Annotated in this window: 17 protein-coding genes; 5 read left to right on the forward strand and 12 right to left on the reverse strand. The window is 33.8% G+C overall.

Features of this window, described 5'->3' with window-relative positions; translation table 11 throughout:
* Positions 1 to 10: 10 nt before the first annotated feature.
* The 10 genes from DMA14_RS23040 to DMA14_RS21315 all read right to left on the reverse strand — a co-directional run bounded on the left by DMA14_RS23040 (position 11) and on the right by DMA14_RS21315 (position 14,014).
* On the reverse strand, positions 11 to 1,393 hold the full coding sequence (locus DMA14_RS23040) for a TlpA family protein disulfide reductase (RefSeq protein WP_238990019.1): 1,383 nt from the start codon (positions 1,391 to 1,393) through the stop codon (positions 11 to 13).
* Between the two features lie 27 nt (positions 1,394 to 1,420).
* Entirely contained in the window at positions 1,421 to 2,893 is a 1,473-nt protein-coding gene (locus DMA14_RS21275) for an aspartyl protease family protein (protein ID WP_111426499.1), read from the reverse strand.
* A 6-nt stretch (positions 2,894 to 2,899) separates the two neighbouring features.
* On the reverse strand, positions 2,900 to 3,772 hold the full coding sequence (locus DMA14_RS21280; RefSeq protein WP_111426500.1) for a thioredoxin family protein: 873 nt from the start codon (positions 3,770 to 3,772) through the stop codon (positions 2,900 to 2,902).
* A gap of 65 nt (positions 3,773 to 3,837) precedes the next feature.
* Positions 3,838 to 5,331 carry a PKD-like family lipoprotein gene (locus tag DMA14_RS21285; RefSeq protein WP_111426501.1) on the reverse strand — a complete coding sequence of 498 codons (1,494 nt, stop codon included), beginning with the start codon at positions 5,329 to 5,331 and terminating at the stop codon, positions 3,838 to 3,840.
* A 33-nt stretch (positions 5,332 to 5,364) separates the two neighbouring features.
* Positions 5,365 to 6,138, reverse strand: coding sequence for a DUF4843 domain-containing protein (locus DMA14_RS21290; protein ID WP_111426502.1), 774 nt, complete (start codon positions 6,136 to 6,138; stop codon positions 5,365 to 5,367).
* Between the two features lie 15 nt (positions 6,139 to 6,153).
* Positions 6,154 to 7,599, reverse strand: a complete 1,446-nt coding sequence (locus tag DMA14_RS21295; protein ID WP_111426503.1) for a RagB/SusD family nutrient uptake outer membrane protein — start codon at positions 7,597 to 7,599, stop codon at positions 6,154 to 6,156.
* An 11-nt stretch (positions 7,600 to 7,610) separates the two neighbouring features.
* Positions 7,611 to 10,928 (reverse strand): SusC/RagA family TonB-linked outer membrane protein, encoded by a 3,318-nt coding sequence (locus DMA14_RS21300; RefSeq protein ID WP_157957748.1) that lies wholly within the window; start codon positions 10,926 to 10,928, stop codon positions 7,611 to 7,613.
* 173 nt (positions 10,929 to 11,101) lie between these two features.
* The gene (locus DMA14_RS21305; protein ID WP_111426505.1) at positions 11,102 to 12,250 is read right to left on the reverse strand and encodes a FecR family protein; all 1,149 of its coding nucleotides are present in this window, start codon (positions 12,248 to 12,250) and stop codon (positions 11,102 to 11,104) included.
* Positions 12,251 to 12,406: 156 nt separating this feature from the next.
* A complete protein-coding gene (locus DMA14_RS21310; protein WP_157957749.1) occupies positions 12,407 to 13,000 on the reverse strand; it encodes an RNA polymerase sigma factor in 594 nt (197 codons plus the stop codon).
* A gap of 420 nt (positions 13,001 to 13,420) precedes the next feature.
* On the reverse strand, positions 13,421 to 14,014 hold the full coding sequence (locus tag DMA14_RS21315; protein ID WP_111426507.1) for a murein L,D-transpeptidase catalytic domain-containing protein: 594 nt from the start codon (positions 14,012 to 14,014) through the stop codon (positions 13,421 to 13,423).
* Positions 14,015 to 14,221: 207 nt separating this feature from the next.
* Here DMA14_RS21315 and pdxR point away from each other — a divergent pair, with 207 nt between their 5' ends.
* On the forward strand, positions 14,222 to 15,631 hold the full coding sequence (gene pdxR, locus DMA14_RS21320; RefSeq protein ID WP_111426508.1) for a MocR-like pyridoxine biosynthesis transcription factor PdxR: 1,410 nt from the start codon (positions 14,222 to 14,224) through the stop codon (positions 15,629 to 15,631).
* Between the two features lie 295 nt (positions 15,632 to 15,926).
* On the opposite strand, the gene DMA14_RS21325 is transcribed toward pdxR, so the two are convergent.
* Complete coding sequence (locus DMA14_RS21325; protein ID WP_111426509.1) at positions 15,927 to 16,190, reverse strand: DUF2024 family protein; 264 nt, start codon at positions 16,188 to 16,190, stop codon at positions 15,927 to 15,929.
* Positions 16,191 to 16,352: 162 nt separating this feature from the next.
* Between DMA14_RS21325 and DMA14_RS21330 the strand changes: the two genes are divergently transcribed.
* A complete protein-coding gene (locus DMA14_RS21330) occupies positions 16,353 to 17,084 on the forward strand; it encodes a YggS family pyridoxal phosphate-dependent enzyme (protein WP_111426510.1) in 732 nt (243 codons plus the stop codon).
* A gap of 29 nt (positions 17,085 to 17,113) precedes the next feature.
* Positions 17,114 to 17,827, forward strand: a complete 714-nt coding sequence (locus DMA14_RS21335) for an AAA family ATPase (protein ID WP_111426511.1) — start codon at positions 17,114 to 17,116, stop codon at positions 17,825 to 17,827.
* Between the two features lie 287 nt (positions 17,828 to 18,114).
* On the opposite strand, the gene DMA14_RS21340 is transcribed toward DMA14_RS21335, so the two are convergent.
* The gene (locus DMA14_RS21340) at positions 18,115 to 19,560 is read right to left on the reverse strand and encodes a glycosyltransferase (RefSeq protein ID WP_111426512.1); all 1,446 of its coding nucleotides are present in this window, start codon (positions 19,558 to 19,560) and stop codon (positions 18,115 to 18,117) included.
* 535 nt (positions 19,561 to 20,095) lie between these two features.
* Here DMA14_RS21340 and DMA14_RS21345 point away from each other — a divergent pair.
* Positions 20,096 to 20,542, forward strand: a complete 447-nt coding sequence (locus DMA14_RS21345; RefSeq protein ID WP_111426513.1) for a response regulator — start codon at positions 20,096 to 20,098, stop codon at positions 20,540 to 20,542.
* 12 nt (positions 20,543 to 20,554) lie between these two features.
* A complete protein-coding gene (locus DMA14_RS21350) occupies positions 20,555 to 24,574 on the forward strand; it encodes a PAS domain S-box protein (RefSeq protein ID WP_111426514.1) in 4,020 nt (1,339 codons plus the stop codon).
* Positions 24,575 to 24,666: the final 92 nt, after the last annotated feature.

Genomic DNA, 24,666 nt, shown 5'->3' on the forward strand with positions numbered 1-24,666 from the left:
AAGCTATTAATTAACCTTTCAATAATTTATCCAGTTGCTCTCTCAACTCTGGATTTGACGGACGAAGTGCATCTGCATTGATAATATTTCCTTTTGGATCAAACAATAAAAATCTCGGAATTGCATTTACATCATAATTCTTAGCCACATCAGAACTAAAATCTTTATCAGCCATTAACTGAATTCCTTTTAATTGTTCTTTCGTAACATAATCTTTCCATTTTTGTGCGTCTTTTGGTTTATCTAACGAAAGGCTTACAAAAACAATATTTTTTCCGTGATAATCTTCTTCGATTTTTTTCATGTGAGGAATCTCAGCTTTGCAAGGTCCGCACCAAGTTGCCCATAAATCGATGTACACAAATTTACCTTTAAAATCTGAAAACGATACTGGTTTATTGTTAATGTCGTTGTATGTAAAATCTAAACCTTTCTGTCCTACACTTTTATGCAGTACTTTTTCATATTCTATTAAAAATGCTTTACTCGCATCAGAAATCATGAAAGGTTTAATGCTTGGCGCAATTTTTTCGTATTCTTCAATTTTCATTCTTGAAGTGGCAACTTCTTCACGAAGGTAAACATCTTTCAAAGCTGGATCTGTAATATGCGTAATTGATTCTGTTAAATCTAAACGTTTTGGTTTCTCACCACCATTAATGGTTACGTAGAAAAAATAATTTGTCATTAAAGAAACTCCATTCGCTAATTTCAACAAATCTGGATCTGTAAATTTCTTGTCTGTCATCCAGGTTTTGATTACCGCTGGACGATCGTCTTTGTCTGGAAATGCAGTTCTTGGCATTCTGAAAAAAGTATAAGTCAATTCTTCAACATCTGTTGCAACAGCTAATTTTAATAATTTATTGAAATTGGCATCTTTCGTTTTAATAGATTTTGAAAATTCATCTGCTTTAGCAAGGCCTTTATCAATAAAAGGATAAAATTCTACATAGGTTACATTTCCTCCTAATCTAGCGAAAGGCGCAAAATCGTTGTAAATTTCGTTTGCTTTTTGCACCAAAGCATTTTGCCCAATGTTCTTTCCGCTTAAAGCGTAATTTTCTTTACTAATAACCAGATTAATGTCCAATTTAGGTTCTAGATACAAACGAATTAATTGGTTTCTGCTTTTAAACTGTCCATAATCAACATAATAAAAGCCAGCAGCTGAAACTGGTGTCATAAAGCCAAATTCCCCCAGCGAATTAACTTTTGCGGTAGCAGCAACGGCTGGCTTTCCATCTTCAACATTGTAAAGTGTAATTTCTTTTGCTTTGAAATCTGGAATTGAAATTGTTCCTCTAATTACTGCATATTCTGAAAGGTTTGCAGCAAAACTCATTTGAACCATGATGAAGGTAAAAATGAAATAAAAAATGTGTTTTTTCATTGTTTCTTTGTTTTTTGGTTGATAGTTTTAAATTGAAATTCTCATGGATTGATCGCCTTGTTCGATAATAAAATCTTTGCTTTCTTTAGTTTCTTTCAGCTTTTTAAGATTTTCAGGATTCAATAAATCTTTGGCTTCAAAATCATTAATTTGTGTGACTTTTGCACCAATTTTGACTTTCTTCAAATCTTCATTTTCCTGATCGATAATTCTTTTTACTAGAAGATTCTGGCTTTCGTCAAAATCTAAAATAAGTCCGCCTAAATAGATAGAAGGTGCTTTTTTGAAACTTTTATTCGGTTCGAGATAAACGGTTTTATCCAATAAATTGATTGTGAAATTGAAACGTCTTATTAAGTCAATTCCAAGAGATCCATCGGCGAAAGCCCAGTTTTTATTGGCTTCGTCATATTCCTGCAAGGCAATTGTTACGTTCGGAAAATTGTTTCCGTTTATGGCAATATTTGGAATGGCTCCTCCTACAATTTTGGTTTGTTTTCCTAAACTATAATTAACTGACGAATATTCGGTTTTTAAATTTGCTTCGAGATTATTTTTATGATTGAAAGGTCCATAAGCAATTAAATCGTAATCTGCTCCAGTATCAAAAGTGAAACTGCCTTCGACTGTTTTTTTATCTTCAAAAGTCAAATTCATTTTTACTACCGGAAGTCCCGATTTATAATCAAAAACTAATGGTTTTGCTTTTCCCCAATACTTAAAATTTCCGAAATTGTACAAGTCAATCGTCATGGTGTCAAAATTGACAGAAGTGATAAAATTGCGAAGCAGATTTGCGCCAAATAATCCGTCGTAAACCCCATGTTTCGGAAAAATAACCAAACCTTGATTCTTCAGAACTTGATCGCCAATATAAATGGTATTGTCTGCAGAATACTGCACTTGCTGGCTTCCACCAACTACAGAAGCCGATTTGCTTTTGGTAACGACAACTCCAGCTTTGTAAGCGCTATCTGGATTGAGAGCCATTCCGTCGGCGCCCGTATCAAAGAGCATTAAAAACTCGCGATCGGCTTTGTTTAGTTTTATTTTAATGGCGATTCCGTTTTCAATAATTTCAAACGGAATGCTCGCTACTTCTTTTACTTCCGCATGTCGGTCAACTTTGTATAAAGAATCGAAGAAAGTCACGTACAGCATTTTATTTTCTGAATTGAAAACAATTTGAGACGGCTTTTTTTCTTTTCCATTAAAACAAAAATCTACCAAGACAAAAGTTTCATTTTTAATCGCCACAGATTTTCCAACCTGAATGGAATCTAAAGCTGGAAATGCTTTAAAAATGCCATTTAGGTAAAATTCGTTTGAAGAAGAATCTCCAACGCCAACAGTAAACTGCGGCGCTAGAAGATCTTTCATTTCAGTATAACTTTTGTTCTGAAAAGCTTTTTCGAAAATTTTAATAGATTTCTGAATGCTATTTTGAGCATAAATTGTACAGCCAAAAATCAATATTAAAAAGAATAGTATCTTTTTCATTTCGAATTACTTTTGCGCTGTATTTGGTTTCACTACAACTTTTTCTACTCCAAAATCTTTCAATAAAATACCTTCGTATTTTGTGTATTCTTCTGCCGAATAAAAAGGTTTCATTTCTTCTATAAGTTTTTTGAAAGAAGCTAAATCATTCGTTTTTTCAAACTCTTTTTTCTTGCGCTGTAGAATTGTAAATACGTGATTTGAAACACTTGCAGAACCATAATCTTTAAAAAGCTGTTTTGCATTTTTTAAATAAAAATCATCGTATTGGCGTCCAATTCTTAAACCGCTTATAATCACAAAAGGAACTTCTGCAGTTAATGAAGGCTGTGCTTTTAGATAGGCATCGGCAGTTTCAAAAGAAACATTTCTTTTTCCGTTCAAATAAGCTTCTTTGTAAAAATCAGGATAATCTTTCTCTTCAATTTTTGTACTGTATTTTTTGAAAATTCCTTTTTTAGCTGAGTCTTTAGCGTTTTGAAGCAAAGCGCTAAACTCTTCTACATTTTTAAATCCTGATTCAATGTCAATTATTTTTCCATCAGAATTCATCAATAAAAAAGTTGGAAAACCAGTAACGCCATATTTCATGCATAGCTTTTTACCGATTTCTTCTTTCAAAATATCTGATTTGAAAGTGACAAAATCAGCATTTAAAACCGAAGCAACTTTTGGATCTGGAAATACTTCTTTATCCATTTGTGCACATGGCATACAGCCTGTAAAATACAAATCGACAAAGATTAATTTCTTCTCTGTTTGTGCTTGTTTTTTAGCTTGTTCCCAACTTTCTTGAGTGGATTGCGCTTGTGCTTTTAAGGCAATAGATGGACAGGCAAGCAGCAAAACTGCGCTTGCGATTCTAATAAATCGTTTCATAAAATGTGGTTATTTAGCCGAATGAATTTTAATAATCCATTCGGCTTTGATTTAACAATTTTTAATTATCTCGCTCGGTAAGCAACGTCGACAATTTTACACAAACCAGAGTAACTATAATCAAGTACCAAATTTCCGTTTACAGGAGGAACTGTAAAAAGTTCTAATTTGCCCGTTGTACCGTAACTTCCAACAATTAATTTTTTATTGTATAATTTATTGGCTCTTAAATTACAATCGAGATAAGTGATTTCTTCACTGCCTTTATCCAGCATTAATTTTGCAGACTGGGTTCCGTTATCATATTCGTATAGTTTTCCTCCAACTGCATAAAATAAGTAACCTGAATCTGGGCTCACAGCAAATTTTGTGGCTTTATCAAAATCGGGTGCATTCAAAATTTCTTTGTAATAAACTTGTGCCAAAGCTCTATTGAAACGAAGCAGATGGTATTTTCCGCTAATTGTACTCTTCAAAACTGCAAAATTCTCATTTTGATTGAACCCCGAAGTAGTCATGTAAACCAAGTCGGCGTGAGTATCATTCCAATCTAAAGAGTTATCTGAGGCTGCGATAGGAGGCATTGGCGCGCAGCTTCCTTTTGAAGTTGAGTATCTCACAAAACGTCTGGCTGTCTGATCATAAAAAACAGGTGTCCCCAATGAACCTCCATTCTCTGCTATAAATGGCGCTGCATAAAAAATTTTGGTTTCAGATTCTAATTTATTTTGAGGCAAGCCATATTTTACCTGTAATACTCTGTAGAAATAGTAAATATCTCCTTTACTGTAAATGAAGTTTTCTCCACTTCCAGTCGATTTCATAAAATCGACTCCAAAATTTGTAGGCAGCGATCCTCCTACGGTCTCATATGCCAAATTTTGGCTTAGCGTCCATCCGAAAGAATCTGGATCTAATCTTGCAGTTCCATTTTCTGTTGTGGTTACATAAACTCCATAAATTAATGATCCAGATAAGGGCTGATTAAAACATTCTACATCTACAGCTTTTCCGGTCAATTTAAGATTTGAACCTGCTACGTCTAGTACATCTGTAATGATACGCGGGGTTTCTACACCTGGAAGCATAGATATCATATCCAAACGCGACTTTCCATTTACATCTCCAATAACTAACCAACCCTCATAAATGGCAGAAACCACATTTAAAGTAAAAGGCTCATGTTGCCAAGTTACTCCTGTAACTTTATCTTTTACAAAATAATAAACTAAATATTTTGCAGGAGGCAGCTTTACTTCTGTATCAAAATTTTTGTCTGTTCCAATAACTGTTTTAGACTCCATCACTAATTTTGCGGTATTAACGGCGGCCCATTCGTAGGTGTAACGGTCAGGATCGGTATTATCATCATGAGTCACATTTAAATCTGGCTTAATAGTCAGTTTCTCACCTGTATAAGCAGTGTATGATTCTAATATTCCGGTTGCGTGAACTTCGTTGATTTCACTATATTCGTAATTTCCTTCATCATCGGCACAGCTGTAAACCAAAACAAGCAATGCCGAAAGCGCTAAGTGAATTTTTATATATTTTAACATCGTGTTATATTTTTTAGTTTAAATAAATGCGTTTTAAGGAAAAAACATTTCTTTTCCATCATCTTCATAAATAATATTCCCTTGTGCTTTTTGATCTGCCAAATAGCGTTTCATGAAGTTTTGATAATATTGAATATCTGGAATTGATAATCCTGTCGAACCCAATTTCTGATTAAACATACTCGGATCCAAATGCATTAAATCGCACATTAAGAAAAATTTCTTTTCTGTAAAAACTCCCAAAAAGCTTGCAAACCATCCTGGAGGTTGCGATAATTTATCATCAAAAGTTAATTTATATGAAATATGGCTCATGGTTTTGCCTGTAAGCGAATTGATCACTTTACTTTTCATATTAGTGGTAAACGATTCATTTTCTTCCAAATTTAAAATCAGTAAAAAAGAATTTGTTTTCATGTCAGCAGTTCTAAATACTTTTACATCAATTGTATCCACTTCTTTGCCGGCATGCATGACAATATTATCTGGAAGCTTAAAATGAGTACCTTCTATGGCAGTACTTTTTGAGTCGATTACAACTTTTACTTTTCTGTCAGCATCACTTACTTTTCCTTGCACTCTAATCGGAATTTTGTAAATGCGATCTACAATTGCAGGTTTGTCTAATGCAAAACTAAATCCTGTACTATCTGTCGTTATCAATGCACCATTTACTGGAATTGTAAAAACAGATGGCGAAAAGTAAATATTATCTGTATCATGATAGGTATCAATTTCATCTTGATTGCATGAAGTAAATCCTAAAAAGAATAAAAATGCAACGCTTAAAATCACTATTTTTTTCATGTTCCTCTTTTTAAATTATTGAAAATTGATTTCAGAATCTGGCAATGGCACAACATATTGAAGCGGTCCCATTGTAATATTTCCAGAGGTGGTTGAACCATTAGGAATTGCCGTGGTATTATTTCTTTTGTAATAAAAGAATAACTGTCCTTCGCCCATAAATTCTTTCCTGTATTCTTTTGTTATTTCTGTTGCCAAAACTGCTGTAGCCCCTAGATTTGTCAAACCTCTGTTATAACGTAGTGTATTCAATAAAGCAATACCGTCTGCAGGAACATTTGCTGTTTCAGCTGCGATTAAATACATTTCTGAAAGTTTGAACATTGGAATCTGCATACGGAAAACCATTTTGGTCTCTGGCACGTCTGCATATTTAAAAAATGTCTTCTGGGTTTTTCCTCCAATTACAGGGATTTTCCAACTCGGCAAGCTTCTGTAATCATTATCATTCGACTCAAAAACAGCAGTCAATCTGTTCAATAAAGGAGCATAAATCATAGGTTCTGCCAACTTAGAATCAAACAGATCCTCTTGTGTTTTATACAAAGTATAATCGCTTAAAGCAAAGAAGTTCTCTGAAGAAAAAATTCTGTCCGGATTTGCAGCATTGGTGGCATCTAAAAATGGAGTCCAAGGGAAAAATGGAGTCGATTTTGTAAAAGCTATCACTTCATTTGCTACGGTTGCAGCTCCTGCTTTATCTCCCGCATATAAAAGTACACGCGCTTTTAAGCATTTTACAGCAAGATAATTCATTCTCATTCCTCTGTTTTGAGAATAATAAGGGTTTGAATCATAATCTGTAGTTGCTTTATACTTTCCTGTCGTCAGGATGGGGTCTTTTTCTAAAAGTGCCAATGCAGCATCAATGTCTGCCAATATCTTGCTCATGGCATCTTTTGCTGACAAAATTGGATTATTTGCAGTTACAGGTGCATCATAATACGGTATTGCAGGCATTGAAGGATCTACTTTGTAAATTGGTCCAAATAATCTTAGCATATCAAAATGCAGCATAGCTCGTATTGCAATTGTTTCGCCTTTTAAAAGATTAGCCTTTTCTTGAGAGACAATTGCACTATGCTCGTCCAAACTTTCTAAAAATTTATTGGCTGATAAAACTGTGGTAAAAGCTTTCTGCCAAATATCTGTAAAAACTTTTTTTGGATTGGCTTCTGCATAAGCGTATGTAGCCATTTTAGTTTTAATGTGCGAAGCCGGCATATTGTATTGCTGTCCTAAAATATCTACAGCATCCATTGTAAGCTGTCTACCGTAAAGCTCATCAGATGCAAGCATTACGTAAAGTCCGTTATGCACATTCTGCATTCCGGCTTCATTCTCAAATATTTGAGATTCTAAAATTTTATCTTTTGGCACCACATCCAAGAAATTGCTGCAGCTTACCGCCGAAAATGCTATCAGGATGGATAATGCAATTTTATTTAAATACTGATTCATATTAAGTGGTATTAAAATGTTACGTTTAGACTTAAAGAGAAAATTCTTGAAAAAGGATAGCTAATTCCTCGTTCGGCTTTTATAGTCGAAACTTTGAAAAAATCATTGGCATAAGCATTAATTCCTAATCCAGCCATACCAGATTTATTAAGCCATTCTCTGTTGGTAACTCGGTATCCTACACGAAGAGCTTCTCCAGCTAAATAGTCGTCTTTTTGAATGAAACGGGAAGAAATCGGAGTTACACTTGTCATACTAATAGCCTTGAATTGAGCCATTTGCCCTGGTGTTGTCCATCGATCAGAAAATGCTCTTGCATCCTGATTGTCAAAAACATTGTCTGAAGTAATATTTTCAACTTTGTTATATAATGCAGTATTAAATCGATCTGCCCCAAAACTATAACGAATGAAAACTCCAAGATTAAAGTTCTTATAATTAAAAGTTGTTGAAACAACACCTGTCGCAATTTCTCGAGAATTCCCCATTACAACCTCGTCTTTTTTGTCTAATATAAAAGTGCGTTCTCCATTTTTCTTTAAGAAGACTTCTCTTCCTGTTGCAGGATCAATTCCTAATGAAGGCACAGCCCAAAGATCATTTGTGCTTGCTCCATCGTAAAATCTAGATAAACTAGTTGTTTTTTTAGCAGCTTCATTTAAAGAAGCCAATGCATTATTAAAACCTCCTAATTGATTTTCATTTGTGGTCGCTGTTAAACCAATTCCCCAAATGATGTTTTGTTTAAAATTATTAATGATATTATAATTTGCTTTTAGCTCTAAACCACGTGTCGTGATATAACCCACATTTAACGGATAAGCAGTTACTCCAGTAGAAGCCGCAAGATCTATGGCAACAATTTGTGGCGAAGTCTGACGCTTATAAGCTCCCAAAGTCATCGTAAGTCTATTTCTAAACATTGCTAAATCTAATCCTAAAGATAAATCTTCTGTTTTTTGAGGCTCCAAATCGGCATTTGATAATTGCACAATGTTTAATCCTGCGCCAAAAATATTTGTATTAGGATCGTATGCATAAACATCATGCGATGCATATCCAACTAAATTTTGATTTCCTGTTTGTCCAAAATTGGCACGAATTTTAAAAATGTTGACAATATCTTGGTCCATTTTAAACTCATTATTGATGTTCCATCCAAAACCTATACCCCAGTATGGAGAATATTTTTTGTTAGTTCCAAAATTGGTTGCTCCAGAAATTGTCTGAGTAAAATCAAATAAATATTTTCTGTCGTAAGCGTAGTTAACCTGATTAGTCAAATCAACACTTCTAACTAATTCATTATCGACAAACGGCTGTGAATTTTTTTCAAATCCAAAAGCAAAAGACGGATCACCTGGAACCCCTAAAGGAAATCCTCTTAAGGTTGAACCATAAGCATTATAATTTGTCTCGTAAGCCGAAGCTCGCATAGTATAATTTACAGAGTGGACATTATTAAATACATTTGAATATGTACCTCCAATATTTGCATTCCATTTATTGGTTAAATAATCCCTTCTTCTATATCGCCCTTTTTCAGATGGAATGTCATTGATATATTGTGTATCATCTGGCGAAATAAATGCTGTTCTCTGTTTATCATTTCTTGTAACAGAAATGGCGGCAGTCGTTTTTATATGCGGATTTAAATCATAATTAATTGCGAAGTTGTTTGTAAAATTAAATTCGCCAGTTTTATCATAACTATTCAATTTAACATTATACAAAGGATTTGCTGGTTGATTAATAACCAATTCGCTTGGTGACAGTGGCAGTGAAGAACCGTCTAAATAGCGTGTTGCTACTCCATTTTCATTATACTTTTCGTAGTAAGGACTCACTCTTGCCCAAGTAGCAAAATCACCATATGGAGATTCCTGATTGTCAGCTCCTGCAACAAATAAATTATTATTGATACTTAATTTTTTTCGTTTGTAGGTTACATTCACATTATACCCCCACGTATTATGCTCAGAACCTTTCATTGTACCTGAAACAGCTTTGTAATTTCCAGCCAAATTAAATCGAAGTTCTTCAGATCCTCCTCCAATTGTTAAACTGTGTCCAGATGTTAAACCCATCTGAATTGGTTCGTTAAGCCAATATGTATTTACACCACGACGTACCGCAGCCAAACGCTGGTTATAAACCTCGTCCCATTTATAAACAGTTGGCAAAGGAGTTCCTACATTTGGGGTATAAGCTCCTGAAATTCTTTCGAATTCCAGTTTTTGTTCTGCGTTCATTAGATTATAAACACTCAAATCTGCTAACTCATAAGAAGAATTATAAACATAAGAAAGCTGCAATTTTCCTGGAATTGGTTTTATTGTCTCCACAACTACAACTCCATTTGCTGAACGCGAACCATATAATGCTGTAGAAGCAGCATCTTTAAGCAAAGTAACGCTTGCAATTCTATTGATATCTAAATCCACAATCTGTTGTAATGTAGTCGGAAATCCGTCTAAAATAAACAGTGGCTGATTTGGGTCTTCTTTAAATTGATCATCTACCTGATTAACAGATAAACTCGTTTGTCCTCTCACCTCAATTACCGGAAGCACATTCGGATTAGAACCTGCAATATTATTACTCAAAACAATAAAAGAAGGATCTAAAGTCTTTAAAGCCTGAACGACATTTTGTGTCGAGATCTGTCTTAATTCTTCGCCTCTAAAAGTTGAAACTGCTCCAGTAATCAATTCCTTTTTACGAACAGTAACTCCGGTATTAACCACAACACCCTCCAGTTCATTTCTCTGTTCAACTAGTTTAACGTTAATTACTTTTCTTTTATTAACCTCCACAATTTGTGCTTTGTGCCCGATATAAGTAAACAAAATCTGTCCGTCTTCTGGAGCTGTAATAGTATACTTTCCGTCAAAATCAGTTTGAGTAGCAGCACCTGTACCTTTTACTTTAATATTTACACCAGGAATAGGATCTCCTTTATCATTTGTAACAGTACCTTTAATTTCAATTAATTTTGACTGAAAAACCACTACATCTTTTGGCAGTTTTCTAACCAAAATTGTGTTTCCGTTCGACAAACTAAAATCAAAATCTTTATCAGGAAAACTAGCTTCCAATAAATCATTCACTTTAATTTTTCCTTTTTTTAAATGTACTTTAGGTAAATTTTTAAATAAATCTTCCTGATAAATAAAGGTATAGTTGGTTTGTTTTTTAATGATGTCAAAAACTTCGTCAACAGATACTGTTTTATCAGCTGTAATTACAACTTTCGTGTTTTGTGAAAATAGATTTACGGGAGAAAAACCAAAAATTGTAGTACAAAACAAGAAGATAAAAGTTCTCATAATGTTAATAATTAGCCGCTTTCTAAAATAGAAATAGGCACTGGTTAATTTAAATTTCATAAATTTACATGTTAATTGGTTGGTTGGTTAATAAAACTGACTTACTGGTTGATACACAGAAAGGGATAAAGCGCAGTACGGTGAGAGGTCTAAACTTTAATCCCTTTTCTTTTTTATCTGATTATAATCTTATTGTCTTTTTTCTCATAGGCATTAATAAAATTAATATTCTTGATCGTGGTTAATATGTCTTCTAATTTCTGATTCTTATTTAAAACCCCATTAAACTTAACGTTGCCAAGCGCTGGATCTGCAAATACAATATCAACATCGTACCATCTTGACAATACTCTCGCGATATCTTTTAGAGGCATTCCTTTAAAGACAAACAGTCCTTTTCTCCAAGAAATTTCATTGTAAACATCGACTTCAGAAACACTGATATTTCCGTTGTACTCCGTTATTTTAGACTGTTGGCTCGGAGTCAGAATTTGCTTTTTGGCTGCATTACTCACAGCAACAACTCCTTCTACTAAAGTGGTATAAATAGCAGGTTCGTCTCTGTAAGCCTTAATATTAAATTCGGTTCCAATAACTTCAACATTCTGTTCTTGGGTTTTCACTTTAAATCTTGAACCTTTATGTTTGGTGCTTGGCGATACTTCAAAATAAGCTTCTCCATAAACCAATTCTACTTGTCTGGTTTGGCCATCAACAAAAGCAACTGGATATCTTAATTGTGATTCCGAATTCAGCCAGACTTTGGTGCTATCGGCAAGCTGGACAAAAAACTGTCCACCTCTCGGAATCGTTAAAAGGTTATTAGCAATTGCCGCAGATTTTCCGTTCGAATTGTAAACCAATTTTTCTCCGTTACTAGAAGCATTTCCTTTGGTATATGATTTTCCTTTTTCTAATGCAATTACAGAGCCGTCTTCCAGAGTCAGAGTCGCTTTATCGCTTCCGATTAAGATTTCTTTGTGTGCCACTTGCGGAGTTTCAATTTTAAGCGGATTTGTTTTGCTTATTATTAATGAAATTGAAATCAGCAATAACAATGACGCCGCCATTGCAGTCAGTTTAAAAGCTGTTTTGGTGTAGAATGGTTGAATTGGTATTACTTGAGATTCTTCAGATTGAATGGCGTTTTGAAGACGGGTTCTCATTCTAAACTCAAGCTCTTCTTTAGATCCTAAAGTTTCATCCCAATCTTTATCAGTTTGGAAACTTTCGTAATAATTCAATAATTTATTATTCTCCTCGAGATTGGTATCACCGGAAAGATATCTATTTAGTAACAGTAAGAAATCCTCTTTTTTCATTTTTTATTGTATTATTTCGGGAGTATATGAGATAAGTAACCAAAAAGGAATATACCCCCTAGTCCAAATTGTATTTTTTTTTGATTTTTTTTGAAAAAGAATTAAAAAAGAAGAAAAACCACACACCATCAACCAACCACCGCATTTTTATTTTCACTAAAAGATATTTTTTGAGAGCCATAAAATCATTGCCATGCTCATGCTCTCGCCCATAGAAGATCGAATGGTATTCAATGCTTTTGTAATATGGTTTTCGACTGTTTTTGTAGAAATATTAAGTCGTTCGGCAATTTCTTTATGACTCAGCTGCTCTTCACGACTCAGCTTATAAACGGCCTGGCATTTTTCTGGAAGTGATTCGATAATTAAATTCAGCTGTTGCACCAATTCGTTGTGCATTAACTGTGTTTCTGGAGTTGTAGATAAGAAACGTTTTTCTAAATCCTCAAAAAGTTCGACGTGAACTTTGTTTTTATTTTTTCTCAAATGATTAAAAACCTGATATCTCGCGCAGGCATACATGTAGCCTTTTAATGAAATATGAATTTCGATTTTTTCTCGGTTGTGCCAGATATTCATGAAAATATCCTGAATGATATCTTCGCACAATTCTTTGTCTTTAATAACATTGTAAGCCGACATAAAAAGTGCCTGCCAAAATTTATTATACAATTCTGTCAATGCCGATTCATCGCCGTCGCGAAGACGATCGATTAAAATCTGATCCTGGTTTAAGATGGAATTTGGCAATGATGGCAGTTTATGAAGATTGAATAATTCGCAACAAACTTAATAAATTTCGTTAATAATCCTAATTTGTTCTCGACAACACCTTTTTATCTTTGCAATAAACCTTAATTCCATAGAAGACATAACTTTGTGTATTTTTCAATTCTAACTACCAAACTGCTTTATTTTTTAAGCTTAATCAAGATTCGTGATTAAAATAAAATGAATTTTTTAAAATATCAGATTTAAATCGCTGTTACGTTAAAATTGTATTTTTATTAAATTTCAAAAAAATGACGTAGCCAATTTCTTTAAATCTAAAATTGAGTTTTTTACGTTTTATTTTTTAACTCAAAATTTCTTAAATAAAATACTCTCTTTCCCTTTTTAATAAAAATAAAGAAACCCTCTTTTAGATTACATCCCTAATAAAGTATATTTTTAATAATAAATGTTCATAATTATATTCGACTTCGAGCTATCAATTATTTTTTCAAGTCTTTTAAAAAATGTTTCGCTAACCATAGGACAGCCTTGGCTAAGAGAGATATAATGATCTTGTTCTCCTTCTGGAACTGCAGAATACGAATGTAGTACAATCATTCTCTTAATTGCATTATTATTGGTTTCATCCAATCCTTTTAAAACATAAGTTTTACCAAACATTCCTCTGTACGATTTTCCAATGGCATAACGTCCTAATGATGTACACTTCGAATTGGGTTCGTTGCTAAATTTCAATTCTCCTTTAACAGCAGTTTCAGACCCTGCCCCGTTTGCAACTAAACCGGAATCAAGTATAGTGTTGTTTTCCAGATCATAAACAAAGAATCTATTTTTACCCGATTTAATTTTCATATCGATAAAAAATGCAATTTTAGAATTATAAGCACCAGAAGCGCTCATTTTTTTGACATTTTCAATCTGCTGATTAAAACGTTCTTCTTCGGAATCGTATATTGTATTTTTTTCTTTTGGTTTGGCATTTCCCCAAAAACAGATGGTAAGCAAGAATAATAAGTTTACTAGTTTCATAAATCTACCTTTTCAATTTCAAAGCATTAATAATCATTCATTTAACGTTGCAAAACTAAAGCTCAAAATTTCATAAAAGTATTCGTAAAAGACTAAAAAACAACAAAATAAGATTTATTTTCAGCTCAAACAATGTCGTGTATTCATCAGAAAAAATTATCTTTGGACTATCTATTAAAATCATTATACCAATAATAAATAGTCCAGATGCTTCGTCCTTGGCCATTAGAAATTCAGCTCAACAAAAAATCAGATAAAGCCATTTACCTTCAAATTGCCGATGCTATAATTGAGGCCATAAAAACTGGAAAACTCGTAAGTGGAAATGCGCTACCTGGAAGCAGACAGCTTGCCGAATTATTGAAAGTAAACCGAAATACAGTTGTAGAAGCTTTGGATGTTTTGATTGCCGAAGGATGGCTCGTAACGATTGATCGAAAAGGAACATTTGTAACAGATTCTCTTCCTTCAATCCATCATTCATCAGAAAATAAAAAAGATTCCGAAATTATAATTGAAGAACTTAAAAGCTACCTAGTTTTTGATGACGGACTTCCCGACAGCCGTCTTGCGCCAATGAACGATTTGGCAAGAGCTTATCGCGAATTGTTTAGTCGAAAATCGCGCTGGCAGATTATGGGTTACAGCAGTGAACTGGGAAATTTAGAGTTTAGAAAATCAATTGCTCAAATGCTAAATTTCAAACGCGGTATGAGTATTTCGCAAGATCAAATCTGCATTACACGCGGAAGCCAAATGGCTATGTATCTTGCTTCACATTGTATTTTAAAATCGGGAGATTTTGTTTTGGTCGAAAATCCAGGTTATAAGCCTGCGTGGGAAACTTTTGAAAATGCTGGCGCAACTTTACTTCCCGTAAATGTAGATTCGGATGGATTGGATATCTATCAAGTCGAAAAATATCTGCAGCATAAAAATATAAAAGCCATTTATGTTACACCTCATCATCAATTTCCAACCACGGTAACTTTGTCTTTAAAAAAGAGATTAAAACTGATTGAACTTTCTAATCAATATAATTTTACGATTATTGAAGATGATTATGATAATGAATTTCATTTTGGCCAGCGTCCGATACTTCCAATTTCCAGTTATGCAGCTTTGAAAAACTATATTTATATTGGCACTTTCAGTAAAATTGTTGCTCCCGCACTTCGTATTGGATATCTGGCGAGTTCTCATGAAAATATCCAGAAGATTGGAAATCACAGAAAGATAATCGATGTTCAAGGCGATAATATTATGGAAGAAGCGATTTTAAACCTTATCAATGAAGGCAAAATAAAACGTCATCTTAAAAAAGCCAATTTGGTTTATAAAAGCAAAAGGGATTATTTTGAAAGTTTGCTAAATCAATATCTTCAAGATAAAATCACTTTTACAAAACCCGAAGGCGGACTTGCATTTTGGATTGTTCCAAAAGAAGAGATTAACGTTCTTGAGATTTTTGAAAAGCTGAAATCGCAAGGAATCCAAATTATGAGCCCAGATCGATTTAGTTTTGATGAAACCATTAAAGGTTTCCGCTTGGGTTATGCTTCTCTTTCAGAAAAACAAATGGAAGAAGGAATCAAAGCGATTGCTAAATTACTATAAGTAACCAAAATTAGACGCAGATTTTACGGATTTGCTATCGCAAAGACGCGGAAAAAAACTGATTTTAAAAATCTGCGTGAATCTGCGTTTTCGCGATAGCGAATCTGTTTTATCCGCGTTCAATTAATTTAATTGCAAAAATTAGCTATACAAAAACAAACCAAAATTAGACGCAGATTTTACAGATTTGCTATCGCAAAGACGCGGAAAAAAACTGATTTTAAAAATCTGCGTGAATCTGCGTTTTCGCGATAGCGAATCTGTTTTATCCGTGTTCAATTAACTTAATAACAAGCTAATTACAGTTTTCCATTTCAATAATAGAAAATCCATTTTCCCGAATCTGATTTTCAACTTCAAATGGTGCTTTATCAATGTGGCAGAAACGGCATTCTTTAGAAGATAAAGTCTGTCCTTCTTGCGCTACACTTTTTAGGTATATTTTACCATATTCGTATACTTGTTCTGCATCGTTAATATTTTCATCAACCAAAATATCAAAATGCATAATTTTTCCGTCTTTGCGGGTTACGTAGGTATCCCAAACTGCTATTTTCATTTCTTTTTAGTTTCTAAGTTACTAAGCCGCTAAGGGACTAAGTTTTATTGTTTAATGATGCAAATTTATATTGGATTTAAAAGTTGAAAATCATCCAGTTTTTTCATTTTTTGAGATGTACTGGTCCAGTACGATTTTATGTTTTAGACATAGCTTTGCAATATGAAAAACGATATTATTTTTAATTTGATTAAAGTACATCAGCGCATCGAAAACGCTTGTAGAATTGCCGGAAGAAATCCTGCTGATGTTCAGCTTTTATTGGCTACCAAAACGGTTCCAGCAGAAAAAATACGCATTGCCATTGAAGCTGGAGAGACTTTAATGGGAGAAAATAAAATGCAGGAGTTGCGGGATAAAAATGATATTTTGCAAAATCTTCCGATCGAACGTCATTTTATTGGACATCTTCAGACCAATAAAGTGAAAGATGTACTGAAATATGTTACTTGTATTCAATCGTTGGATCGAATAAATCTTGCTGACGAATTGCATAAACAGCTTCAAAATCAAAACAGAAAATTAGATGTTTTTGTGCAAGTCAATACTTCTTATGAAGAAAGTAAATTTGGTTTACCGCCAGAAGACGTTTTATCTTTCATTAAAAAAATAAAAACTTACGAAACCTTGAATATTAAAGGCTTAATGACCATTGGTTTATTGGATGTGGAAAAAGAAAAAATGATTCCGTCTCTAAGACTTTTAAGAACGATTCGCGATGAAATTTATTCGGAAGGAATTGAAGGTTTAACCGATTTAAAACTTTCTATGGGAATGTCTCAGGATCTAGAACTTGCCATTGCTGAAGGTTCGAATATGGTTCGAATTGGCACTTCGATATTCGGAAATCGCTTTTTAGGAAAAGAAATCTGGAACGAAAACATTGCAGAATAAAACTTAATTTTGCAGCAAATAATAAGCAGATGAATCTGAATGATCTTACCGTAATTGATACTGAAAAAATTGCTTTAGACGATTTATTTTTTAGTAATGAAAATAAAGCCGCTTTGCTTCAGATTATCAAAGAACATCAATATATCGAAGAATTAAAAAAATATAATCTTAAAGTTGATAATAAAATTTTATTGCATGGAAGTTCTGGCTGCGGTAAAACGACAACGGCAAAAGCAATTGCCAATACTTTAGATAAAAAAATTATTATCGTAAACCTAAGCACCGTTATCGATTCTAGAATTGGCGAAACTTCTAAGAATCTGAAAGCAATTTTTGATAAAGCAATTAGAGAAAGAGCGGTATTATTTTTAGACGAATTTGACCAGATCGGAAAAAGTCGTGACAGCGACGATAAAGATGTGGGCGAAATGAGGCGTTTGGTAAACACTATAATTCAGCTTTTTGATTATTTCCCTTCTGACAGCTTATTGATTTGTGCCACCAACCATTACGAAATAATTGATAGCGCGTTATTAAGAAGATTTCAGCTTCGCTTGAAATATGAAATGCCTTCAGAAAAACAGCTTAATATTTATTATGACAAAATCTTAGGCAGTTTTCCAGAGCATTTTCAGAATATAGAAAGACGCTATACCATTTCTTATGCTGAGGCTTTAGATTATATCAACACTGCAATGAAAAAGCAGATTATTGCTGCTTTGGATTTAAATAAAAACGCATAAAAATCCTTCGATTTTAATTGCTTCGTAGGACCATAATTATATTGGTCTCAATTTTTTTACCAACGAAACGTTCCTACGGAACGCAATTGGATTGGACACTATTTATTTTCTACCGATGAAACGCTCCTACGGAACGAACGTATATCGCAATATAAATTTTAATTCTACTACTACCTACCAGACATTCCTACGGAATGAATGGCATTTAATTAAAAAACCCGCTGCAAAAGTTTGCAACGGGAATCTTCTTGGGTGGAGTTTTATATATAGAATGAAAGTGTACTTGTTTATAAACCTCTTGTCAACCAGCCTTTTTTGTTGGCTGTTGCAATAGCATAAGGCGCAATCCAGAATAAACTGAAAGTGTAAAAAACACTGTATGAATAAGCCCAGAATGATTCTGAAAGCGTGTATCTTTTTGCGTAAAACGCCATTGAAAAACTTGAAAAAATTAAGATTGCCAATAAGGTAGAACTTAAAAATAATACTGGGTGAACTGCAATAAAGTAAAACATAAATAATAAAAACGGATATGTCATTGCAATTTTGAAAAACTGGTTTAAGAATAACATTCTCGCACCAAATTTTGATCCTTTTCTAAAATCTGTAAAAACATATTTTGCCATCATAAGGTTTTCACGAACGTTACTTCTCGCCCATCTTATGAACATTTTGTACAGACCTTTATATTCTTCAGGAACATTTGTCAATACAACTGCATTTCTTTGAAATTTAACTTCAAAACCTTGTTTCAAAATCATATTAGTCAAAGCACGGTCTTCTCCAATATCTGATGGTTCGCCCATAAAAGTCTGATTAATCCATTCTGGAAGACAGTTAAATACAGCATCTCTTCTGTACGCTGCTAAGGCACCAGGAGTACATAATACAGAACCTAACTCGCTTTCTACAGAACGCTGGAATTCGAAACTCATTACGAAACTCACATTCAACATTTTTGGCAAAATCGCTTTTTTATTGTTCAAAACCTGAACGTTTCCTGCAACGGCACCACATTTTTTGTTTGCCACAAACGGACTAACCAAGTTTCTTAAAGTATCTTTTTTCACAATAGAATCACTGTCTACTGTTACAAAAATTTCTCCTGTTCCTAATTTAAATCCTCTGTATAATGCCTGACGTTTTCCTTGGTTTTTTGGCTGCTGAAAAATCGTTACGCGATCTCCTAATTTTGCTTTTGCTTCTTGCATCCAATACCAAGTATCATCTTTACTTCCATCATCAATTGCCAAAAGCTGTAGTTTTTCTGCTGGATAATCACTATCTGCAAGGCTTAATAATGTATCCCAAACTAATTTTCCTTCATTATAAGCTGGAACGATAATCGTACAAGTTGGCAATAAATCGTCTGAAACAGATGGAATTGCTTTATATCTTAAATACAGGTAAGAGCTATACAAGAAAACACCTGCTTGATAAAAGAATAAAATTGTAGTTATGATTAAAAATGGTAATCCCCAAGTAGAAGCAATTCTTTCAAAATGAAATTTTTCAAAATCATCTTGCAATAGAAATACTACTCCAACACCTGCTAGTAGTAATAAAAAAGTCCCTATAAGAACCGCTAATCCAAACGGACTTGTTGGTCTTTCTACATGTACTTTTTGTGATTTTTGTTTAGTTCCGAAAAAAGAACCGTTTATTGTTTTTTCGCTGATCGCCGAACTGCTGTTCGCGTAAAATTGTTCTGAGATAATTGTTTCGCTTTCCATGCTTATACTCCTTTTTTAATTTGCTTAATGTGGCTTTTAGTAAAAATCTTTTCTTTTCTAATTATTTGCGACTCTTATTCGAGAAACAATAAAAAAACAAACACATCAAAGATTTTGACATTAACACATTTTGCAAGCGACGTGCCAATACGATTCTAAACTGGTACAGAGCTATTTAGAAAAAACAGCATAAAAAAGAGTGTGTAATTATTTCACACTTTCTGGATACGGTATACACTAAAATTATAGAATTTGGAATTGAAAAAGCGAGATTCCAAAAGGGTTTAGAGCACTTTAGCTTCTCTTAATTTTAAAAAAGCAGAAATCCCAAAAAGCAAATTTTCTGACGAAAAAATGGTAAGAATTAATAAAACGCAATTGTTAAAATAAAATTGTTTTGAAGAAAGAAAATAGATGTAAAAACCGCTTTCTTATAGCTTTTAAAAAACATTCTTCATAAAAAATCAGGAAATCTTATCGAAAAAAGTTAAATTTATCGAAACAAACTTAACTCTAAAATTTAGGAGATTACAAAATGAGTAAAGAGCATTACTATCTTTTGCTGGCTGATGACGACGAAGACGACTGCCTTTTCTTTAAAGAAGCCCTCGATGAAATAACGATCAGCGCTGATTTTTCTACCGTTCATGACGGTGTACAATTAATGGATTATCTGCAAACCAACATCTTAAATCTTCCAGATGTCCTTTTCTTGGATTTAAATATGCCTAGAAAAAATGGTTTGGAATGTCTGGACGAAATTAAGAGAGATGATAAATTAAAAAATCTGCCCATAATCATTTTTTCTACTTCACTAGATAGCGAAATAGTTAACAATTTATACTTAAAAGGCGCTTCCTATTATATTCGGAAACCAGGCGAATTTTCAAAACTTAAAAGCGTAATTGAAAAGGCATTAACAATTGCATCTGAAAATAATTTCAAGCAGCCCGAAAGAGCTAATTTCATACTGCAACCTTAATCTTCTTTGGAAATGAGCCATAAAAAAAAGGAACATTATTTTCTTTCCGAAGGTGGAGAAATGGGAGAATTAATTCGTTCTGCAGATTGGAGCAAAACCTCTTTGGGTAATCCCGAAAAATGGCCTCAAAGTCTAAAAACAATGACCGCAATGATGCTCGGCAATCCGTTTGGAATGTACATTGCATGGGGAAAAAATTATACTCAATTATACAACGACGCTTTTCGTCCGATTCTTGGTACTTCAAAACATCCTGATGCTTTGGGCGGAAGTTCTAAAGATACATTTGCTGAAATCTGGGATACCATCGGGCCAATGTTTGCAAACGTGATGAAAGGACATGCGGTGAGTTTTCCTGATTTTAAAGTCCCTCTTAATCGAAATGGTTATACAGAAGATTGCTTTTTTGATTTTTCGTATAGCCCAATAAAAGTAGAAGACGGTTCTATTGGTGGAATTCTCGTTACCGTTATCGAGACCACCGAAAAGAAAATTGTTGCAGATGCTTTACAAGAAAGTAATGCCCGATTTGTCAATAATATTATGCAGGCTCCTGTAGCAATGTGCATTTTTAGAGGTGAAAATCATGTTGTTGAAATTGCCAACGAACAAATGCTTCGATTTTGGAACGCAAAAGCAGAAAACATCATCAACAAACCTATTTTTGAGGTTCTGCCTAAGTTAAAAAAACAAGGACTTGATGAAATTCTCCAAAGCGTTTTTATCTCTGGAAAAAAAGTGGTTACAGAAGAACTTTTTGTTCCTTTAAATAGAAATGGCCAAACCGAAAACACGTATATTAATTTTGTTTACGAAGCTTTAAGAGAAACAGATGGCACTATTTCTGGAGTTGTAGCAATTGCCACAGAAGTTACCTCTCAAGTTTTGGCTCGTACAAAAGTAGAAGAAAGCGAACAAAAAATAAGACAGCTAGTTGAAAATGCTCCTTTTCCGATTGCGGTTTACGTAGGAAAAGAAATGCGTATTGAACTGGCCAATGAATCGATAATAAAAATCTGGGGAAAAGGTCCAGACGTAATTGGAAAAACGTATAAAGAAATTCTTCCCGAATTACATAATCAGTCTGTTTTTGAACAAGTTGAATCAGTATTCAATACCGGACAATCTTTTCACTCCAGAAACTCCCGAATTGATATTGTAATCGACAATGTATTGCAATCATTCTATTTCAATTATAGTTTTACACCTTTGTATGATCTGACTGGAAAAATTTATGGTGTAATGAATACCGCTGTAGAAATTACAGATTTATATTTGGCCAAACAGAAAATTGAAGAAAGCGACAAGAGATTCCGTGATACGGTTAGACAAGCACCCGTTGGAATTACAATTTTGCGTGGACCTGAATATGTGGTCGAAATGGCCAATGAAGCTTATCTTAAATTGGTAGATCGAGAAGAAAAAACTTTTGTTGGTAAACCTCTGTATGATTCATTGCCAGAAGTAAAAGAAAGCGTTAGTGCTTTATTAGATAGTGTTTTAGATACAGGAATCCCTTTTCATGGAATTGAAGTTCCTATTCCTTTAAACCGATATGGAAAAATAGAAACTTCTTATTTTGATTTTCTCTATCATCCATTAAAAGAAGAAAACGGAACTATATCTGGAATATTAGTAACAGTCACAGAAGTTAGCGAAAAAGTAGAAGCCCGAAAAAAAATCGAGCTGAATGAAGATCGTCTTAAAATTGTTGTTGAAGCCAGTGAATTAGGAACTTGGGAATTGAATGTCAAAACCAGAATTCCATCTTACTCTCAGAGGTATCTTGAAATTATTGGCGGTTATACCGAAGAAGTGTCATTAACTCACGAAGAATTATTAGCGCATCTTCATCCTGATGATTTACACATTAGAAATAAAGGTTTTAAAGAAGCTTTAAATACTGGTTTTTTAAATTATGAAGTTCGTGTAATTTGGAAAGACCAATCTATACATTGGATTGAAGGTAAAGGAAAAGTCTTTTATGATGAAAACCACGAGCCCGAAAAACTCATAGGAACGATTCGAGATATTACCGAAGAGAAAAAATACCAGCAGAAAATTGAAGAAAGCGAAAAGAAACTGCGTAATCTTATTATGCAGTCGCCTGTTCCGAAAGCTATTTTGCGAGGCAATGATTTTGTAATTGAAATGGCCAATTTTGCTATTTTGAATAATATCTGGAAAAAAGAAGAATCTGAAGTTCAAGGAAATAAAATATTAGAAACATTTCCTGAACTTAAAAAACAGAAATATGCTGCTTTACTAAAGAAAGTTTACGAATCTGGAAATGTATATTCTGAATCAGAATCTTTGCTTTTTATTGATAATAAGAAAGACGGCAATCAATTTTATCTAGATTTTGAATTTGCACCGCTCCGCGAAAGCGATAATTCGATTTCTGGAATTAGAATGACTCTTATTGATGTTACGGAAAAAGTTGAAGCGAGAAAGAAAATCGAAGAAAGTGAGAAGAGATTCAGACTACTTACTGAGAGTATTCCGCAATTAATCTGGGAAACCGATGCTGATGGAAATGCTCTTTTCACTTCAGGAAGATGGTTGGAATATACTGGAATTGAACCTGGAATAGAAGGTTCATGGCAGAAAATGATTCATCCTGATGATTTCGAAGAAAATGTCAAAATCTGGCAGCACGCACTCGCAACGGGAGAAATGTACCGCTGTGACGTGAGAATGCGTAGAAAAGATGGCTCATACAGATGGCATACAGTTATTGGAGAGCCCGTATTTGGACCCGACAATAAAATTGTGAAATGGGTAGGTGCCTTTACCGATATTCATACCGAAAAAGCTTTTACACATGAACTTGAACAACAGGTTACAGCCAGAACAAGAGAATTAATACAGATTAACGAATCGCTTCAAAAAAGCGAAGAACGCTATCATTTGATGGTAGAAGAGGTTCAGGAATATGCTATTTTATATTTGAATAGTAATGGTATTATTGAAAATTGGAATGCTGGTGCTGAAAAAATAAAAGGCTATAAAGCAGAAGAAATCATCGGAAAGTATTTTGCTGTGTTTTATACCGAAAAAGATCAGAAAAATAATCTTCCTCAAAAACTGCTGCAAATTGCGAGAGAAAAAGGAAAAGTTATACATGAAGGCTGGCGCACACGTAAAGACGGAAGTCTATTTTGGGCAAGTGTCGTAATAACAGCCGTTCATAATAAACAAAAAGAAGTTATTGGTTTCTCTAAAGTAACACATGATTTAACCGAAAAAAAGAAAGACGAAGACAAACTGAGAATGAATGCATTAGAACTGGCACAGAAGAACAATGAGCTAGAAGAAATGAACAAAGAACTTCAGTCATTTGCCTATATTTCAAGCCATGATTTGCAGGAACCGCTCAGAAAAATACAGACTTTTGCTTCTCAGATTATTGAGAAAGAAGCTGAACATTTATCAGAAAACGGAAAAGATAAATTTAAAAGAATGCAGAACGCCGCACAACGCATGCAGACTTTAATTAATGATTTATTAGCTTATTCTAGAACAAACGTTCAAGAACGTATTTTTATAAAAACAGATCTTGCCCAAATTATAAATGAAGTAAAAGAAGATTTAACCGAAGAGCTAGATCAGAAAAATGCGGTAATTGAAATTGAACAAAGTGTTGAAGTTGATATTATTCCGTTTCAATTCAAACAATTATTGTATAACCTCATCAGTAATTCGTTAAAATTTTCAAATCCTGATATTCCGATTGTAATTAAAATTAGAAGTAAAATTGCTTTAGGGAAAGATTTAGAAAATGAAAAACTGATTCCTGCTAAAAAATATTGCCACATAGAAGTTTCAGATAACGGAATAGGTTTCGAAGCGCAATACAACAAAAAAATATTCGAAGTTTTCCAGCGCCTCCACGGACGTGACCGTTACAACGGAACCGGAATCGGATTAGCGATTGTGAAAAAAATTATCGAAAACCATAACGGAATCATCACCGCTTCGGGTATTCAGAATCAAGGAGCTTCTTTTGATATTTATATTCCTGTAAAATAAGTTTTTTTTAAATTCCAATTTCTAAATTCTAAATTCCAATTCATAAAAAACGGAAACTGCAAATAAGCGGTTTCCGTTTTTTCATTTCAAAG

It is taken from the genome of Flavobacterium sharifuzzamanii (assembly GCF_003254585.1).
Taxonomy (GTDB): domain Bacteria; phylum Bacteroidota; class Bacteroidia; order Flavobacteriales; family Flavobacteriaceae; genus Flavobacterium; species Flavobacterium sharifuzzamanii.

Excerpts from the sequence above, each read along its gene's own strand:
- DMA14_RS21290 (WP_111426502.1), bottom strand. The coding sequence starts at position 6,138 with ATGAAAAAAATAGTGATTTTAAGCGTTGCATTTTTATTCTTTTTAGGA.
- DMA14_RS21275 (WP_111426499.1), bottom strand. The coding sequence starts at position 2,893 with ATGAAAAAGATACTATTCTTTTTAATATTGATTTTTGGCTGTACAATT.
- pdxR (WP_111426508.1), top strand. The coding sequence starts at position 14,222 with ATGCTTCGTCCTTGGCCATTAGAAATTCAGCTCAACAAAAAATCAGAT.
- DMA14_RS21280 (WP_111426500.1), bottom strand. The coding sequence starts at position 3,772 with ATGAAACGATTTATTAGAATCGCAAGCGCAGTTTTGCTGCTTGCCTGT.
- DMA14_RS21340 (WP_111426512.1), bottom strand. The coding sequence starts at position 19,560 with ATGGAAAGCGAAACAATTATCTCAGAACAATTTTACGCGAACAGCAGT.
- DMA14_RS21350 (WP_111426514.1), top strand. The coding sequence starts at position 20,555 with ATGAGCCATAAAAAAAAGGAACATTATTTTCTTTCCGAAGGTGGAGAA.
- DMA14_RS21305 (WP_111426505.1), bottom strand. The coding sequence starts at position 12,250 with ATGAAAAAAGAGGATTTCTTACTGTTACTAAATAGATATCTTTCCGGT.
- DMA14_RS21330 (WP_111426510.1), top strand. The coding sequence starts at position 16,353 with ATGAAAAACGATATTATTTTTAATTTGATTAAAGTACATCAGCGCATC.
- DMA14_RS21345 (WP_111426513.1), top strand. The coding sequence starts at position 20,096 with ATGAGTAAAGAGCATTACTATCTTTTGCTGGCTGATGACGACGAAGAC.
- DMA14_RS23040 (WP_238990019.1), bottom strand. The coding sequence starts at position 1,393 with ATGAAAAAACACATTTTTTATTTCATTTTTACCTTCATCATGGTTCAA.
- DMA14_RS21315 (WP_111426507.1), bottom strand. The coding sequence starts at position 14,014 with ATGAAACTAGTAAACTTATTATTCTTGCTTACCATCTGTTTTTGGGGA.
- DMA14_RS21285 (WP_111426501.1), bottom strand. The coding sequence starts at position 5,331 with ATGTTAAAATATATAAAAATTCACTTAGCGCTTTCGGCATTGCTTGTT.
- DMA14_RS21295 (WP_111426503.1), bottom strand. The coding sequence starts at position 7,599 with ATGAATCAGTATTTAAATAAAATTGCATTATCCATCCTGATAGCATTT.
- DMA14_RS21325 (WP_111426509.1), bottom strand. The coding sequence starts at position 16,190 with ATGAAAATAGCAGTTTGGGATACCTACGTAACCCGCAAAGACGGAAAA.
- DMA14_RS21335 (WP_111426511.1), top strand. The coding sequence starts at position 17,114 with ATGAATCTGAATGATCTTACCGTAATTGATACTGAAAAAATTGCTTTA.
- DMA14_RS21300 (WP_157957748.1), bottom strand. The coding sequence starts at position 10,928 with ATGAGAACTTTTATCTTCTTGTTTTGTACTACAATTTTTGGTTTTTCT.